General features: G+C 55.8%; 18 protein-coding genes. 9 read left to right on the forward strand and 9 right to left on the reverse strand.

The features are described from left to right. A complete protein-coding gene (locus tag SIK69_RS22415) occupies window positions 1-843 on the reverse strand; it encodes an N-acetylmuramoyl-L-alanine amidase (RefSeq protein ID WP_319787156.1) in 843 nt (280 codons plus the stop codon). Continuing rightward, a complete protein-coding gene (locus SIK69_RS22420; RefSeq protein WP_013366920.1) occupies window positions 840-1,163 on the reverse strand; it encodes a heavy metal-binding domain-containing protein in 324 nt (107 codons plus the stop codon). Before SIK69_RS22420 ends, SIK69_RS22415 begins: the two co-directional genes overlap by 4 nt. Window positions 1,164-1,271: 108 nt before the next feature. Between SIK69_RS22420 and SIK69_RS22425 the strand changes: the two genes are divergently transcribed. The 6 genes from SIK69_RS22425 to artJ all read left to right on the forward strand — a co-directional run bounded on the left by SIK69_RS22425 (window position 1,272) and on the right by artJ (window position 5,769). After that, window positions 1,272-1,784 carry a lipoprotein gene (locus SIK69_RS22425; RefSeq protein WP_319629791.1) on the forward strand — a complete coding sequence of 171 codons (513 nt, stop codon included), beginning with the start codon at window positions 1,272-1,274 and terminating at the stop codon, window positions 1,782-1,784. A gap of 207 nt (window positions 1,785-1,991) precedes the next feature. Further along, window positions 1,992-2,720 carry an arginine ABC transporter ATP-binding protein ArtP gene (gene artP / locus SIK69_RS22430; RefSeq protein ID WP_319787157.1) on the forward strand — a complete coding sequence of 243 codons (729 nt, stop codon included), beginning with the start codon at window positions 1,992-1,994 and terminating at the stop codon, window positions 2,718-2,720. A gap of 20 nt (window positions 2,721-2,740) precedes the next feature. Continuing rightward, window positions 2,741-3,472, forward strand: a complete 732-nt coding sequence (gene artI, locus SIK69_RS22435; protein WP_319629789.1) for an arginine ABC transporter substrate-binding protein ArtI — start codon at window positions 2,741-2,743, stop codon at window positions 3,470-3,472. A 6-nt stretch (window positions 3,473-3,478) separates the two neighbouring features. Beyond that, entirely contained in the window at window positions 3,479-4,195 is a 717-nt protein-coding gene (artQ, locus tag SIK69_RS22440; RefSeq protein WP_319787158.1) for an arginine ABC transporter permease ArtQ, read from the forward strand. Next, window positions 4,195-4,863: an arginine ABC transporter permease ArtM gene (gene artM, locus SIK69_RS22445; protein ID WP_319629787.1), complete on the forward strand. Its 669-nt coding sequence runs from the start codon at window positions 4,195-4,197 to the stop codon at window positions 4,861-4,863. The genes artQ and artM overlap by 1 nt, the downstream gene beginning before the upstream one ends. A 174-nt stretch (window positions 4,864-5,037) precedes the next feature. Next, window positions 5,038-5,769 carry an arginine ABC transporter substrate-binding protein ArtJ gene (gene artJ / locus SIK69_RS22450; protein ID WP_319787159.1) on the forward strand — a complete coding sequence of 244 codons (732 nt, stop codon included), beginning with the start codon at window positions 5,038-5,040 and terminating at the stop codon, window positions 5,767-5,769. 60 nt (window positions 5,770-5,829) lie between these two features. Here artJ and SIK69_RS22455 read toward each other — a convergent pair whose 3' ends face one another. Then, window positions 5,830-7,302, reverse strand: coding sequence for a sensor histidine kinase (locus tag SIK69_RS22455; RefSeq protein ID WP_319787160.1), 1,473 nt, complete (start codon window positions 7,300-7,302; stop codon window positions 5,830-5,832). Further along, a complete protein-coding gene (locus tag SIK69_RS22460; protein WP_319629784.1) occupies window positions 7,299-8,021 on the reverse strand; it encodes a response regulator in 723 nt (240 codons plus the stop codon). Before SIK69_RS22460 ends, SIK69_RS22455 begins: the two co-directional genes overlap by 4 nt. A gap of 139 nt (window positions 8,022-8,160) precedes the next feature. Here SIK69_RS22460 and SIK69_RS22465 point away from each other — a divergent pair, with 139 nt between their 5' ends. Genes SIK69_RS22465 through SIK69_RS22475 form a run of 3 tightly spaced genes read left to right on the forward strand, consistent with a single transcriptional unit; the run spans window position 8,161 to window position 9,850 of the window. Further along, a complete protein-coding gene (locus tag SIK69_RS22465) occupies window positions 8,161-8,760 on the forward strand; it encodes a cytochrome b/b6 domain-containing protein (RefSeq protein WP_319787161.1) in 600 nt (199 codons plus the stop codon). 10 nt (window positions 8,761-8,770) lie between these two features. Further along, window positions 8,771-9,541 (forward strand): molybdopterin-dependent oxidoreductase, encoded by a 771-nt coding sequence (locus SIK69_RS22470; protein ID WP_319787162.1) that lies wholly within the window; start codon window positions 8,771-8,773, stop codon window positions 9,539-9,541. 42 nt (window positions 9,542-9,583) lie between these two features. Continuing rightward, window positions 9,584-9,850 carry a hypothetical protein gene (locus tag SIK69_RS22475; RefSeq protein WP_319629781.1) on the forward strand — a complete coding sequence of 89 codons (267 nt, stop codon included), beginning with the start codon at window positions 9,584-9,586 and terminating at the stop codon, window positions 9,848-9,850. Window positions 9,851-9,890: 40 nt separating this feature from the next. On the opposite strand, the gene rlmC is transcribed toward SIK69_RS22475, so the two are convergent. From rlmC to potG, 5 genes are all read right to left on the reverse strand, one after another. Next, entirely contained in the window at window positions 9,891-11,018 is a 1,128-nt protein-coding gene (rlmC, locus tag SIK69_RS22480; RefSeq protein ID WP_319787163.1) for a 23S rRNA (uracil(747)-C(5))-methyltransferase RlmC, read from the reverse strand. A 42-nt stretch (window positions 11,019-11,060) separates the two neighbouring features. Beyond that, complete coding sequence (locus SIK69_RS22485) at window positions 11,061-11,534, reverse strand: YbjO family protein (protein ID WP_319787164.1); 474 nt, start codon at window positions 11,532-11,534, stop codon at window positions 11,061-11,063. A 75-nt stretch (window positions 11,535-11,609) separates the two neighbouring features. Then, on the reverse strand, window positions 11,610-12,455 hold the full coding sequence (gene potI / locus SIK69_RS22490) for a putrescine ABC transporter permease PotI (protein ID WP_319787165.1): 846 nt from the start codon (window positions 12,453-12,455) through the stop codon (window positions 11,610-11,612). Next, entirely contained in the window at window positions 12,452-13,405 is a 954-nt protein-coding gene (potH, locus tag SIK69_RS22495; RefSeq protein ID WP_319787237.1) for a putrescine ABC transporter permease PotH, read from the reverse strand. Before potH ends, potI begins: the two co-directional genes overlap by 4 nt. Window positions 13,406-13,419: 14 nt before the next feature. Further along, on the reverse strand, window positions 13,420-14,553 hold the full coding sequence (potG, locus tag SIK69_RS22500) for a putrescine ABC transporter ATP-binding subunit PotG (protein ID WP_319629777.1): 1,134 nt from the start codon (window positions 14,551-14,553) through the stop codon (window positions 13,420-13,422). Window positions 14,554-14,591 lie beyond the last annotated feature (38 nt).

Here is a 14,591-nt window from a genome sequence, read left to right on the forward strand (position 1 = left end):
TTAACCCTGGCCATATTTTTCCAGTAACGCTTCGGCGATGGCCTGGGTTTGTGCATCTGCGATGCCGTCGTAGCGAGCTGGCCGGAAATGCATCTGAAACGCCATAATCACGCGTTTCTTCTGATCGGCTGTCATGCCCGGTGCCACCTCATAGCCATAACGCGCAAGCACATCCAGCACCGCCCCCGTGTTCACGCGCTCCGACGGCAGACGCCCATTAAGATAGAACGCCACCCGGTTCGCATCCGGCCATGCGCCTATCCCCTGCTGCGCCATCAGCTGCCACGGGAAGAGCGGGCCAGGATCGACTTTACGCTGCGGGGCAACATCGGCATGGGCGACCACGTTCTGCGGCTCAATGTGATACCGCGCAATGATGTCTTTGGCCAGCGGGATCAAAGCGTTGATTTGTGACTGGGCAAACGGGGTAAAGCTTTTTTCCCCTGCGACGGTCTGCCAGCCTTTATTTTCCAGTTCAATACCAATCGAGGTGTCATTGATGCGCGTGGCCCCGCGCCAGAAACTCACCCCCGCATGCCAGGCCAGATCCTGTTCCGGCACCAGCTGCCAGATAAGCGGCTTACCCTTTTGCTGCGGTGGATTTTCGGGGACCAGGTAATGCACGCTGACTTTGTCATCCGTCAGGGTCGCCAGAGAATTTTCAAAATCTCCGGCAGTGTAATGGATAACCAGCACTTTGACGCGCGGGTAAGCATTGGGCGACGGATGGCTGGTATCCAGCATATAGCCCGGTTTGCTTACCAGAGGCGGCTGCCCGGCATCCTTTTTACTGGCGCAGCCTGTCAATAGCAGCGCCAGGGACATCAGTAAGCAACGCTTCATCGACGCACTTTAACGGCGGTACCGCTGACGCTGACCATCAACATACTGCTGTCTTTACCGACGGTTTCGTAATCAATGTCGATGCCGACCACTGCATCCGCGCCCAGCGCTTTGGCCTGTTCACCCAGTTCCTGGAACGCGATTTCTCGCGCCTTGCGCAGTTCTTTCTCATACGCACCAGAACGCCCGCCAACGATATCGCGGATCCCGGCAAAAAAATCACGAAAAATGTTGGCACCCAGAATCGCTTCGCCGGTGACGACGCCGCAGTATTCCACGATAGTTTGCCCTTCCAGGGTCGGTGTAGTTGAAAATTGCATTCATCCTCCTTCTTCAATGCCTTAGCTCGGTTAGTCAAACACATTATCGTCCTGATACGCTATGCTTGAAAACATCTAAATCGTACTCAGTCTATAAGGAAATCACTCATGCGCTACTCTGCCGCTGCACTTCTTGTCCCTTGCGCACTTCTGCTGAGCGCCTGCACCACCGTTACGCCTGCCTATAAAGATATTGGTACCCGGTCTGGCGCATGCGTAGAAGGCGGCCCGGACACCGTGGCTCAGAAGTTTTACGACTATCGCATTCAGCACCGCAACAACGATTTGACCGCTTTGCGCCCCTACCTGAGCGACGACCTCGCCAAAGTGCTTAACGATGCGAATAACGATCCGAACAAACGTGCGCTGATGCAACAGGACCTGTTCTCAAGCCGCACGACAGCACCTGACAGCGCCGTTGTGGCCGACGCCTCCACCATCCCAAATACCGATGCCCGCAACATTCCGCTGCGTGTAGAACTGAAGCAGGGTTCCAACAGCTGGCAGGATGAAGTGCTGATGATTAGGGAAGGCCAATGCTGGGCTGTAGACGACGTGCGCTACCTCGGCGGCACCGTCCACGCCCCGGCGGGTACCCTGCGCCAGACTCTCTCTAAGTAAAATCCCCCCGTAATAACTCAGGTAAAATGTCGGCATTCATCACAGAATGCCGACATTTATTTTATCGCCCCTACACCCTCGCTATATTGTGCTAACTTTAAGGTTAAACGTGGTTTATATTTAAGTTTTAACGCAGAAATATTGCATAACTATTCTGTGAACGTTACTATTTGCGGCCTCAATAGCTATCGGTGTCAGATTTCCCGGATGAGTATAAAACTAGAAGGCATTAACTGCTTTTACGGCGCACATCAGGCGCTGTTCGACATAACCCTGGATTGCTCGCAGGGTGAAACGCTGGTGCTGCTTGGCCCTAGCGGCGCGGGAAAAAGCTCGCTGTTGCGCGTTCTTAACCTGCTGGAGATGCCCCGCTCCGGCACGCTTTCCATTGCAGGAACTCAATTCAATTTCAGCAAAGCCCCTTCTGATAAAGCGATTCGTGACCTGCGTCAGAACGTCGGTATGGTCTTTCAGCAGTACAACCTGTGGCCGCACCTGACCGTGCTGCAAAACCTGATTGAAGCGCCATGTCGCGTGCTCGGCTTATCCAAAGAGCAGGCTCTGGCTCGCGCTGAAAAGCTGCTGGAACGTCTGCGCCTGAAGCCGTATAGCGACCGCTATCCGCTGCATTTATCCGGCGGCCAGCAACAACGTGTGGCGATTGCCCGGGCGCTGATGATGGAACCACAGGTTCTGCTGTTTGATGAGCCAACCGCCGCACTGGATCCGGAAATCACCGCCCAGATTGTCAGCATCATTCGCGAGCTGGCACAAACTCAGATTACCCAGGTTATCGTGACCCATGAAGTCGAAGTGGCGCGTAAAACCGCCAGTCGGGTGGTGTATATGGAAAACGGTCATATTGTCGAGCAAGGGGACGCGGAGTGCTTTGCCCATCCGCAGACCGACGCCTTTAAAAACTATCTTTCACACTGATGTAATCGGGAACAATGACAATGAAAAAAATCGTGATTGCCGCGCTGCTGGCCAGCGTCAGCCTGTCCGCCGGTGCAGCACAGACCATTCGTTTTGCGATGGAAGCGTCCTACCCTCCGTTTGAATCGATGGATGCCAGCAATAAGATTGTCGGTTTCGACGTGGACCTGGCGAACGCCTTGTGTAAACAAATCGACGCCACCTGTACCTTCACTAACCAGGCCTTCGACAGCCTGATCCCTAGCCTGAAATTCCGTCGTTTTGACGCCGTCATTTCCGGCATGGACATCACCCCTGAGCGTGAAAAACAGGTCCTGTTCACCAAGCCTTACTACGATAACTCCGCCCTGTTCGTGGGCCAGAAAGGCAAGGTGGCTGATATCGCCGCGCTGAAAGGCAAAAAGGTTGGGATGCAGAACGGCACCACGCACCAGAAGTTCATCATGGATAAACATCCGGAAATCACTACCGTGCCATACGACAGCTACCAGAACGCCAAACTGGATCTGCAGAATGGTCGTATTGACGCGGTGTTCGGTGATACCGCCGTGGTCACTGAATGGCTGAAAGCCGATCCGAAACTGGCCGCCATCGGCGATAAAGTGACGGATAAAGAGTACTTTGGTACCGGCCTCGGCATCGCCGTGCGTCAGGGCAACACCGATCTGCAGCAGAAACTGGATGCTGCGCTCGACAAAGTGAAGCAGGATGGGACTTACCAGACCATCTATAGCAAATGGTTCCAGAAGTAATTCTTGATGAACGAAATGTTTCCATTAGCAAGCGCCGCCGGGATGACCGTCGGCCTTGCCGTTTGTGCGCTGGCGATTGGCCTGGTGCTGGCGATGATCTTTGCGGTGTGGGAGTCAGCGAAATGGCGTCCTGTCGCATGGCTCGGCACCGGACTGGTCACCCTACTGCGTGGATTACCGGAAATTCTGGTGGTCCTGTTTATCTATTTTGGCTCCTCACAACTGCTGCTCCTGCTGTCAGACGGTTTTACGCTGAACCTCGGTTTTGCGCAGATCCCGATTCAGGTGCAAATTGAAAACTTCGACGTCAGCCCGTTCCTGTGCGGCGTGATTGCGCTGTCGCTGCTCTATTCCGCCTATGCCTCACAAACGCTGCGCGGTGCGCTGAAATCCGTCCCACAGGGTCAGTGGGAATCCGGCCAGGCGCTGGGGCTGTCGAAAGCGGCGATTTTCTTCCGGCTGGTGATGCCGCAGATGTGGCGTCATGCGCTGCCGGGGCTCGGTAACCAGTGGCTGGTGCTGCTGAAAGATACCGCCCTGGTGTCGCTTATCAGCGTGAACGATTTGATGTTGCAGACCAAAAGCATCGCCACCCGTACCCAGGAGCCGTTTACCTGGTACATCGTGGCGGCGGCTATTTACCTCGTTATCACCCTGCTCAGTCAGTACATTCTCAAACGCATTGACCTGCGCGCGACTCGCTTTGAACGGAGACCAGGCTGATGCTTGAGTATTTACCCGAACTGCTGAAAGGGCTGCACACCAGCCTGACGCTGACCGTCGCCTCCATCGTGCTGGCGCTGATTATGTCGCTGATTTTCACCATCATCCTGACGCTGAAAACGCCGGTGCTGGTGTGGATTGTCCGCGCCTATATCACACTGTTTACCGGTACGCCGCTGCTGGTGCAGATTTTCCTGATTTACTACGGCCCGGGCCAGTTCCCACAGTTGCAGAACTATCCGGCGCTGTGGCATCTGCTCTCTGAACCCTGGCTGTGTGCGATGATTGCCCTGTCGCTCAACAGCGCCGCTTATACCACCCAGCTGTTCTATGGCGCGATCCGCGCGATCCCGGACGGCCAGTGGCAATCCTGCGGTGCGTTAGGAATGAGCAAGAAAGACACTCTGGCGATTTTGCTGCCGTATGCCTTTAAGCGTGCCCTCTCTTCTTACTCCAACGAAGTGGTGCTGGTGTTCAAGAGTACCTCTCTGGCGTACACCATCACATTGATGGAAGTGATGGGTCACGGGCAGCTGCTGTATGGCCGGACCTATGACGTGATGGTATTTGGCGCGGCAGGCCTGGTCTATCTGGTGGTCAACGGGCTCCTGACCCTGATGATGCGCCTGATCGAACGTAAGGCACTGGCGTTCGAACGCCGTAACTGATATTGCATAAGAAAGCATCACCTAAAGCGGGCAAGTGATTCACTTCCCGCTTTTTTATGTCCACTGTAAAATATTTAGTCATTTTTATTGCATGATAATTCACAAGGTGGCAAGGTAACTCCCATGCCTCAGACACGGCACAACATCATAAGATTGACCGACGGGAGCTTTACCATGAAGAAATTTATTCTGGCAGCGCTGCTTGCCTCTTTCGCCGCAGGCGCGGCTGCGGCTGACAAAATCAGCTTTGGCGTCTCCGCCACCTATCCACCGTTTGAATCTCTCGATGCCAATAATCAGATTGCCGGTTTTGATATCGATCTGGCGAAAGCGTTATGCAAACAAATGCAGGCGGACTGCACCTTCACCAACCACGCGTTTGACAGCCTGATCCCGTCGCTAAAATTCAAAAAATACGACGCGGTGATTTCCGGGATGGACATCACGCCTGAGCGCAGTAAGCAGGTGGCGTTCACCGACCCGTACTACGCCAACTCAGCGCTGGTGATTGCGAAAAAGGGCGAGTTCACCTCTTTTGAGCAGTTGAAAGGCAAACGCATCGGGATGGAAAACGGCACCACGCATCAGAAATACTTGCAGGATAAGCACCCGGAAGTAAAAACTGTGGCGTACGACAGCTACCAGAATGCGATTATTGACCTGAAAAATGGCCGTATCGATGGGGTGTTTGGCGATACTGCGGTCGTGAATGAGTGGCTGAAAACCAATCCGCAGTTGGGCACCGCCACGCCGAAAGTGACCGATGCCCAGTATTTCGGTACCGGTCTGGGGATTGCCGTTCGTCCGGACAACAAAGCGCTGCTGGAAAAACTGAACGGAGCGCTGAAAGCGATTAAAGCAGACGGAACGTACCATAAAATCAGCCAGCAGTGGTTCCCGCAGTAAGCGGAAGAGTGCTGATTATCAAGCCGGGCCATTGCGCCCGGCTTTTGCATATATAACGGCTTATAACGGCACGTAAAAACGGAAACAGGCCCCCGGCGTGGCATCCACCAGCCGAATACCGCCCCCGTGCAATTCCAGCATTCGCCGCACGATCAACAGCCCTAATCCGCCCCTGTCCTCACGGGCCCGTCGCGCATTGAGCGCCGAAGGACGCTGAAACAGCTGCTCTCGCAACTCTGCCTCTACCCCCGGCCCGCTGTCGGCCACTTCCACCTGCAGTTGCGCGTTTTCCTGCCAGACGCGCAGCTGAATGGTGCCGCCCTGCGGAGTGTGGCGCACGGCGTTATCCAGCAGATTGGTCACCACCCGTTCAATCATCGACACGTCGGCATTCACCAACGGCAGCGAGCGCGGCATCTCGACCTGCAATGTCAACTGACGAGTTTCAATCGCCAGGTCGAATTTCTGCGCCACGTCCTGAATCAGCTCCCCGATGGCAAAGCGTTCCAGCTGCGGCTTGATCCCGCCATGCTCAAGTTTCGCCAGTTCAAACAGCTGCTGTGACAGATGGCGCACCTTGTGGCCCTGGCGCAGGGCAATCGCCAGATACTGGCGGTTATCTTCCGGCGACAAGCTGTCGGCTTTCATCGACAGGGTTTCCAGATAGCCGAGCAATGACGTCAGCGGGGTGCGTAAATCATGCGAAATGTTGGCAATAAACTCGCGGCGCTGGCGATCGCTGTCAGAGAGCTGATCCCACTGGCAGGCAATTTTGCGCGCCAGCTCGATAAAGGTGTTGTGCAGGATCGCAACCTCATTGGCGGGCTCGCGCTCCGGCGTTTGCTGCGCCAGTTGTTTGATGGCGCTGATGCTGTCCTGATCCAGACCGCGCACATCGGCGGTCAGCCGTTTGACCGGGCGGGTGACCGAATACCAAACCATCATCCCCGCCAGCGTGCCAAACAGCGCCACCAGCAGCAGCGACCACAGCACCGTGCTCCACAGCGCTTTTTCCCAGGCGCTGTCGGCCAGCGCATTGAGATTTTCGCCCTGCAAAATAATGTACAGATAGCAGTGTAATTCGCCGTTTAACCGCACCGGCGCAACGCTGAAGACTTTCTGTTTATCGAGGCTGCGCGGATCGTCGCCAAACACGGGCCACGCCGCGCCGCCGAGGAAGGTCTGCAACGGTGTCACATCGATTTTCTGTCGTTTGATGTGTCCAGCCGGGGCCGCATCGGCCAATAAATCGCCTTCCGGCGACACCAGATACAGCTCCACGCTCGGGTTCAGGTTCATCAGCCTGTCAAACAGGGTTTTGAGCGTCTGGCGATTAACATCCCCCTGTTTATCCAGCAGCGGTTCGCTGTTGACGATTTGCTGCGCCAGCCCGGCGGAAAGGCGCTGAACCATCGCGCTGCCGTATTGCGAGGTACTGTAAAGCTGCACGCTGCACGCCGCTACGGCGCACAGCAGTAAAATGGCGGTGAACACCAGCGTCAGCCGCTGGCTGAGGCTCAAACGGCGGATCATAAAGCGGGCTCCGTTTTATCGCTGGCAAACTTATAGCCTTTACCCCAGACGGTGAGAATGATTTCAGGCTCCGCCGGGTCGCGTTCGATTTTGATGCGCAGCCGGTTGATGTGGGTGTTGACGGTATGCTCGTAGCCTTCGTGCTGGTAGCCCCAGACCCGGTCGAGCAGCGACAGACGAGAGAACACTTCCCCCGGATGACGGGCAAACCAGTACAGCAAGTCAAACTCGCGCGGGGTTAAGTCGACAATCTCATCGCGCAGACGCACTTCGCGCGCCAGCGGATCGATAGCCAGCCCGTGGGCAGTAATCAGGCCGCCTTCCATGCGAATGTTCTGCCCCATCGCTTCCTGACGCCGGAACAGCGCTTTCACGCGGGCAATCAGTTCCAGCACCGAAAAGGGTTTTGGCAAATAGTCGTCCGCGCCCATCTCCAGGCCCAAAACGCGGTGCGTTTCACTGGTGCGGGCGCTGATAATGATCACCGGCAGGTAGCGCGTCATCTGCCGAATACGACGGCAAATCTCCAGGCCGTCAACGCCGGGCAGCATCAGATCGAGGATAACCGCATCCCAGACAGGTTTCTCGAGCTGCGCCAGGGCCTGATGACCGTCCGCTTCGTGGACAATCTCGTAACCCTCATCCTGCAAATTAAGCCGCAGCAAGGTGGCGATATCCTGATCGTCTTCAACCAGCAGTATTTTCTTTGGGTTATTCATGGCGTTCCACCGACAGTCTTTTGCTAAAGCTTAACGCAGGCGAGCGCCGCAAGTTATCACATTTTATTTAAACTTCCGTGAGGATCTGGTGACCCGATGCGGCGCATGCTGCAAACATGTCATCCGGGGAGAATCCACCATGTCCTCATCGCGTCCAGAAAAGATCCACCCGCTGTGGCTGCGCTGCTGCCATTGGGTCAACGCCGTCGCCATCGCGGGCATGATGTTCAGCGGCTGGCGAATCTATAACGCCTCTCCGCTGTTTGATTTCGACTTTCCGGCGAGCCTCACCCTCGGCGGCTGGCTCGGCGGGGCGCTGCAATGGCACTTCGCCATGATGTGGGTGTTGGTGATTAACGGCGCAGTCTATCTGACGCTCGGCATCCTAAGCGGTCGTTTCCGCCGCAAATTCTTTCCGCTTTCTGTACGCCAATTGCGCGATGACCTGCTGACAGCCCTGCGCGGCAAGTTACAACACGCTGACGTGAGGCATTACAACATGGTGCAAAAGCTGGCTTATCTCAGCGCGATTGTGCTCGGCGTCGGGCTACTGCTCTCGGGGCTGGTACTGTGGAAATCCGTGCAGTTTCCGCTGCTGCGGGAAATGCTTGGCGGCTACGAGGCCGCGCGCTACATCCACTTTTTCTGCATGAGTGCGATGGCCCTGTTCGTGATTATTCATCTGCTGATGGTGCTGCTGGTGCCACGGACGTTACTGGCCATGCTGCGTGGACGCTAAGGACAATAGAATGAAAAAATCGACCTCACTCTCCGCCAGCGACGCCCACTATCTGGTGAAAGATGCGGAGAAACTGTTAAGCCCGGACCGTCGCCGCCTGCTGCGCCAGGGTTTGACTCTGGGTGGCGTGATGCTGCTCACCGGGTGTGATATCAGCGATAACGAAAGCGTAGAGACAGCGCTGTCCCGCATGTCGCGCTTTAACGACCGGGTGCAGGGTTTTCTCTTCAGCCACCGTAATCTGGCACCGGAATACCCCGAATCCGAGATATCCCGCCCCTTTCCGTTTAACGCCTTTTACGGCGAGGACGATATCCCCCAGGTCAACGGGCGGGACTTCCAGCTGGAAATTCGTGGCCTGGTGCGGGACACCAAACCCTGGACGCTGCCGGAGTTATACCACATGCAGCAGGCAAGCCAGGTGACCCGCCATATTTGCGTCGAGGGCTGGAGTGCGATCGGCAAATGGGGGGGCGTGCCGTTTGCTCAGTTTTTACAGCTGATCGGGGCCGATACCCGCGCGAAATACGTCAGTTTCCGCTGCGCCGATGATTACTACACCAGCATCGATATGGCCACCGCCCTGCATCCGCAAACGCTGCTGGCGCTGACCTGGGATAACCAAATTCTGCCGCCGAAGTACGGTTATCCGATGAAAATCCGCATCCCCACCAAGCTCGGGTACAAAAACCCGAAACACGTTTTATCCATTGAAGTCACCAATCGCTTCCCGGGCGGTTACTGGGAAGACCAGGGTTACAACTGGTTTGGTGGCAGCTAATTCACGACGACACAACCCCAACCTAAATAACGAGGAAATACCATGAAAAAGATGATGCTTGCCGCCGCTGCCGTTTCTGCCCTGGTAATGTTTAACGTTCAGGCCGCCGACAACATGAGCAAAGACACAATGGCAAAAGATAAAATGGCGATGTCCCATGACGGAATGGCGAAAGACAATATGGGTAAACCCTGTAAAGACGAGATGTGCAAGGACGGGATGAAGAAAGAGACGATGAAAAAGGACAGTATGGGGAAAATGGATAACATGTCGAAAGACGGCATGAAAAAAGACAACATGAGCAAGTAAACGCCGGGCCGGGTCAGGTGTCAGCCTGCCCGGCGCGAGCTTAGCGGCGAATCAACAGGGTTAACACTTCGTAGTGCGCGGTGTGCGGGAACATATCAAACAGCTGCACCCGGGCAACCCGGTAGTCCGGCAGGTGGCCAACGTCTTTCGCCATCGACTGCGCATTACAGCTGGAATAGATAATAAACGGCGGTGCCATCTCGCTCAGATAATCGCACAGCGCTTTCCCTATTCCCCGACGTGGCGGATTGACCAGCACCAGTTCAGGGACACTACCCTGCGCGGTCGCAAATTGGGTGGAATCCAGGGCCTGAAAATGCAGATTGTGTAAGCCCAGCGCTGTCGCCGACTGCCTGGCACAGGCAATGGCTTCCGGGGCAATTTCTATCCCAGTGAGTGTCATTTCGGGCGTGGCGCAGTGCAGGCCAAATCCACCGACCCCACAGAACAAATCCCACATATGTTGCGCCGGTAATTCGCGTACCCAGCGCCGCGCGGTGGCGTACAGCTGACTGGCAACCGTCGGGTTGGTCTGGAAGAAACTTTGCGGACGGATCCACAAGGGCACGTCGTTAAAACGTTCCGCCAGCGCCTGCTGTTCGGTGAGAAAGATTTCCTGTTCACCCTCCATGATCGCCATGTGTACCGGCTGGATGTTGACAGAAATCACTTTCAACTGCGGCAGCTGAGCCTGTAACGCCGGTAGCGCGGCGCGCAGCTGTGCCAGCTTGGTGTCGGAGCGCAGCACAAACCGCAGCATCATCCCGCCGTCGAGCTGGCTTTCAGTCAGCAGCAGATATTTCAGTTCACCACGTTTACGCGCGACGTTATACGGTGTCAGGCCCGCCCGGGCGATGAACGGCTTCAGCGCGGCAAACACCGGGGCAAACGAAGCGGGATACAGCGGGCAATCACACAGGTCTTCCGGGGTGCCGTCGCGGTGCAACATGCCCAGCAGCGGTTTTTCAACACTGCCGCTGACCACCATTTTCGCTTTATTACGAAACCCGCTTTCCGGGCCGCCAATCGGTGCACACCACTCTTCTACCGTCGAGGCGGACAGCAGTTGCTGGAGATCCGCCATTTTGGCGGCAAGCTGTTGGGACACCGGCTGTTCGAGCCACTGACAGGAGCGACAGCGATCGGCATCATAGAGTGCGCACTGCATACAAAGACCTTTGAAATTCCAGGGGCCGGGATTGTATCACCGTTAATGCAGACGGAAAAACCGACGGCTGGCTGCGGGCACAAAAAGCAGACACAGGACCAGCATATCCGGCAGTTTTTGCATCACCAGCGAGCGGAATATTTCCCGTTTTGATTCCCCGGGAATGCTGAACAGTTCAGGATAACCATAGCCCAACGACGCAGCCCAGAGGTAAACGGCGGCGATCACCTGGGTCGACAGGTACAGCCAGCGCGACCAGTTTCGTCCTTTAATCAGCGAAAATGCACACCAGATTTCGACAAAAACCAGCACCAGGCTGGCCAGAAAAACCAGGGTTAACGCCCAGGTCTGCACGCTGCGATGGACGAACTCCATCATCCCTTGCGGACCGAGCAGGCCGAGGATCATCAATACATCCAGCGCACGAATCAGAATAATAGCGAGCGCCGCCACCTGCACCAGGACAGGGACGTTCGGTCTGGCATGTGTATTCGCAGTTTTAGAAAAGAATCGCAATTGTGGCCTTCCATGAAAACGTCTCCCTGGAAACACCAGGGAGACGATGACACAACGCTAATGATTTTAAGCGGTTCAGCCGCGTCTTGCACGCTGGATGTCGCGTACACGCTGCTTTTCAGACCTTGCCATGAGAAACCTGGCGATTAAACCAACAATTCCGACCACCCCCAGGATCAGCGTCGCCAGGACGTTGATTTCCGGGTTGACCCCCATACGTACGTTGGAAAATACCAGCATCGGCAAGGTGGTCGCGCCCGGTCCGGAAACAAAGCTGGCGATCACCAGGTCGTCAAGCGACAGGGTAAACGCCAGCAGCCAGCCGGAAATCACCGCTGGCATAATCATTGGCAGAGTAATAACGAAAAAGACCTTCAGCGGCGTCGCCCCCAGATCCATCGCCGCCTCTTCTATCGAACGGTCAAGTTCACGCAACCGCGAGGAGATAACCACTGCCACATAGGCAGTACAGAACGTGACGTGCGCCAGCCAAATTGTCAGCATGCCACGGTCAGACGGCCAGCCGGTGGCGTGGCCGAGCGCCACGAACAGCAGTAGTAGCGACAAACCCGTTATCACATCCGGCATCACCAGCGGCGCGGTTATCATGAACGCAAAGCCATTCGAGCCGCGAAAACGCCCGAAGCGTACCATCACTACCGCAGCGATAGTGCCGAGAATAGCCGCCATGGTTGCCGCACAGGCGGCAATGGTCAGGCTTAATCCTACCGCACTCATCATGGCCTCATCGCGGAACAATTCGCCATACCAGCGCGTGGACCAGCCCGCCCACACCGTCACCAGTTTGGAACTGTTGAACGAGTAGATAACCAGCATCAGCATCGGCGCATAGAGGAAGGTGAACCCGAGCAGTAGAATCAAAATACGCCACGGGGAGCGGACTACCGGTAAGTTGTTCATCCGTGTTCTCCCATCTGTTTTTGCTGATGCTTGTGGAACCACATGATAGGCACGATCAGCAGCAACAACATCACGATTGCCACGGCAGAGGCTACCGGCCAGTCGCGGTTATTAAAGAACTCCTGCCACAGCACGCGTCCAATCATGATAGTGTCCGGCCCGCCGAGCAGTTCCGGAATAACGAACTCACCCACCGCCGGAATAAACACCAGCATCGACCCGGCAATGATCCCGCCTTTGGTCAACGGCACAATCACGCTGAAGAAGGTTTTCAGCGGTCTGGCACCTAAATCGAGCGAGGCTTCCACCAGCGAATAATCAATGCGAGTCAGCGCGGTATAAATCGGCAGCACCATAAACGGCAAGTAGGCGTACACGATGCCGATATACACCGCCAGATTGGTGTGCAGGATTTCCAGCGGCTGGTCGATGACGCCGGTCCACAGCAGGAAATTATTCAGGATACCGTTGCTTTTCAGGATCCCCATCCAGGCATAGACACGAATCAGGAATGACGTCCACGACGGCAGAATAATCAGCAGCAGCAGAATATTACGCGTCGACGGCTTGCTGTGCGCCACCGCCCATGCCAGCGGATATCCCATCAGCAAGCAGCAACAGGTTGAGATCGCCGCTACCTGCAACGACTGCAAATAGGCCTCGATATACAGCGGATCGTCGGTCAATTGCAGGAAGTTACCGATATTAAGCGTCAGGGTGATTTGATTATCTGCCCACTCCCACAGATCGGTGTACGGCGGGATCGCCCGCGCAATATCGGACAAACTGATTTTAAAGACGATCAGGAACGGCAGTAAAAACAGCAAAATAAGCCACAGATACGGCAGGGCAATCACCAGCTTGCGACCATGCTTCATCTGCATTTTGGCAAGCCATACGCCAACGCCGCCGGGCTGTTTCACTTGTACCGGAGGTTCTAAAGTCTTCATCATTGCGCCCTCCTCTATACCGTCAGGACCACACAGCTATCGGCATCCCAGCACAGACGCACCTCATCGCCCCAGGTCGGCTGACCTTTGCGATAGCGGTGTTCGTTCTGTAACTGGGCACTGATCATCTGACCACTTTTCAGGCGAACGTGATAAATCGACAGATCGCCGAGATAGGCGATGTGTACGACTTCCCCGACCGCAAAGTTGTAGCCGTCAGCAGGTGCTCCGTCGCAGAGCATGATTTTTTCCGGGCGCAGCGCGACGTATACCGGCACATTATCCAGCACCGACGCGTCGGCATCGACCTTCAGCGGATGCACCAGCCCCGGAGAATCAATTACCAGGCCATCTTCCTGACGCGCTTTCAACAGCCCTTCGAACACGTTCACCGAGCCAATAAATTCGGCGCTAAAACGGGCGGTCGGATGCTCATAAATCTCTTCCGGTTCACCAATCTGTACGAACTTGCCCCGGTTCATGATCGCAATTCGCCCGGCCATGGTCATCGCTTCTTCCTGGTCATGGGTCACCATGACGCAGGTCACGCCAACACGCTCAAGAATATCCACCACCTCGAGCTGCATCCGGTCGCGCAGTTTTTTATCCAGCGCGCCCATCGGCTCGTCGAGCAGTAACAGTTTTGGCCGTTTGGCGAGGCTGCGGGCCAACGCCACACGCTGACGCTGGCCGCCAGAAAGCTGATGCGGCTTACGTTTGGCGTATTCCTGCATGTGAACCAGGCTCAACATCTCTTGCACCCGCTCAGCGATTTCCGCCTTCGGCAGTTTGTCCTGCTTGAGGCCGAAAGCGATGTTCTGCTCGACGGTCATGTGCGGAAACAGCGCGTAGGACTGGAACATCATATTGATTGGCCGCTGATAGGGCGGCACCTGCGACAGGTCTACACCATCCAGCACGATTTGCCCGGCGGTCAAGGTTTCAAAACCCGCCAGCATACGCAGCAGGGTCGATTTACCGCAGCCCGAAGGGCCGAGCAGCGCGAAGATTTCGCCTTTATAGATAGTGAGGCTGACGTCATCGACGGCGTGCTGCCCGTCAAAGGATTTGGTCAGATTGCGGATTTCCAGCAGCGGGGTCAGCGCTTTGGGGGGTTTCGCCTGTGGGCGTGGGATTGCGTCAGTCACGAGGGTGCTCTCCGGTAAAAAAAACAAACATTTGCATG

This window comes from Scandinavium lactucae, from assembly GCF_033843265.1.
GTDB lineage: Bacteria > Pseudomonadota > Gammaproteobacteria > Enterobacterales > Enterobacteriaceae > Scandinavium > Scandinavium lactucae.

Bases quoted from the DNA above. Each gene is read 5' to 3' on its own strand.
- artM (WP_319629787.1), top strand. From the start codon at position 4,195: ATGCTTGAGTATTTACCCGAACTGCTGAAAGGGCTGCACACCAGCCTG.
- rlmC (WP_319787163.1), bottom strand. From the start codon at position 11,018: ATGCAGTGCGCACTCTATGATGCCGATCGCTGTCGCTCCTGTCAGTGG.
- SIK69_RS22455 (WP_319787160.1), bottom strand. From the start codon at position 7,302: ATGATCCGCCGTTTGAGCCTCAGCCAGCGGCTGACGCTGGTGTTCACC.
- potH (WP_319787237.1), bottom strand. From the start codon at position 13,405: ATGAAGACTTTAGAACCTCCGGTACAAGTGAAACAGCCCGGCGGCGTT.
- artI (WP_319629789.1), top strand. From the start codon at position 2,741: ATGAAAAAAATCGTGATTGCCGCGCTGCTGGCCAGCGTCAGCCTGTCC.
- SIK69_RS22415 (WP_319787156.1), bottom strand. From the start codon at position 843: ATGAAGCGTTGCTTACTGATGTCCCTGGCGCTGCTATTGACAGGCTGC.
- artP (WP_319787157.1), top strand. From the start codon at position 1,992: ATGAGTATAAAACTAGAAGGCATTAACTGCTTTTACGGCGCACATCAG.
- SIK69_RS22460 (WP_319629784.1), bottom strand. From the start codon at position 8,021: ATGAATAACCCAAAGAAAATACTGCTGGTTGAAGACGATCAGGATATC.
- artQ (WP_319787158.1), top strand. From the start codon at position 3,479: ATGAACGAAATGTTTCCATTAGCAAGCGCCGCCGGGATGACCGTCGGC.
- artJ (WP_319787159.1), top strand. From the start codon at position 5,038: ATGAAGAAATTTATTCTGGCAGCGCTGCTTGCCTCTTTCGCCGCAGGC.
- SIK69_RS22420 (WP_013366920.1), bottom strand. From the start codon at position 1,163: ATGCAATTTTCAACTACACCGACCCTGGAAGGGCAAACTATCGTGGAA.
- SIK69_RS22465 (WP_319787161.1), top strand. From the start codon at position 8,161: ATGTCCTCATCGCGTCCAGAAAAGATCCACCCGCTGTGGCTGCGCTGC.
- SIK69_RS22425 (WP_319629791.1), top strand. From the start codon at position 1,272: ATGCGCTACTCTGCCGCTGCACTTCTTGTCCCTTGCGCACTTCTGCTG.
- potI (WP_319787165.1), bottom strand. From the start codon at position 12,455: ATGAACAACTTACCGGTAGTCCGCTCCCCGTGGCGTATTTTGATTCTA.
- SIK69_RS22470 (WP_319787162.1), top strand. From the start codon at position 8,771: ATGAAAAAATCGACCTCACTCTCCGCCAGCGACGCCCACTATCTGGTG.
- SIK69_RS22475 (WP_319629781.1), top strand. From the start codon at position 9,584: ATGAAAAAGATGATGCTTGCCGCCGCTGCCGTTTCTGCCCTGGTAATG.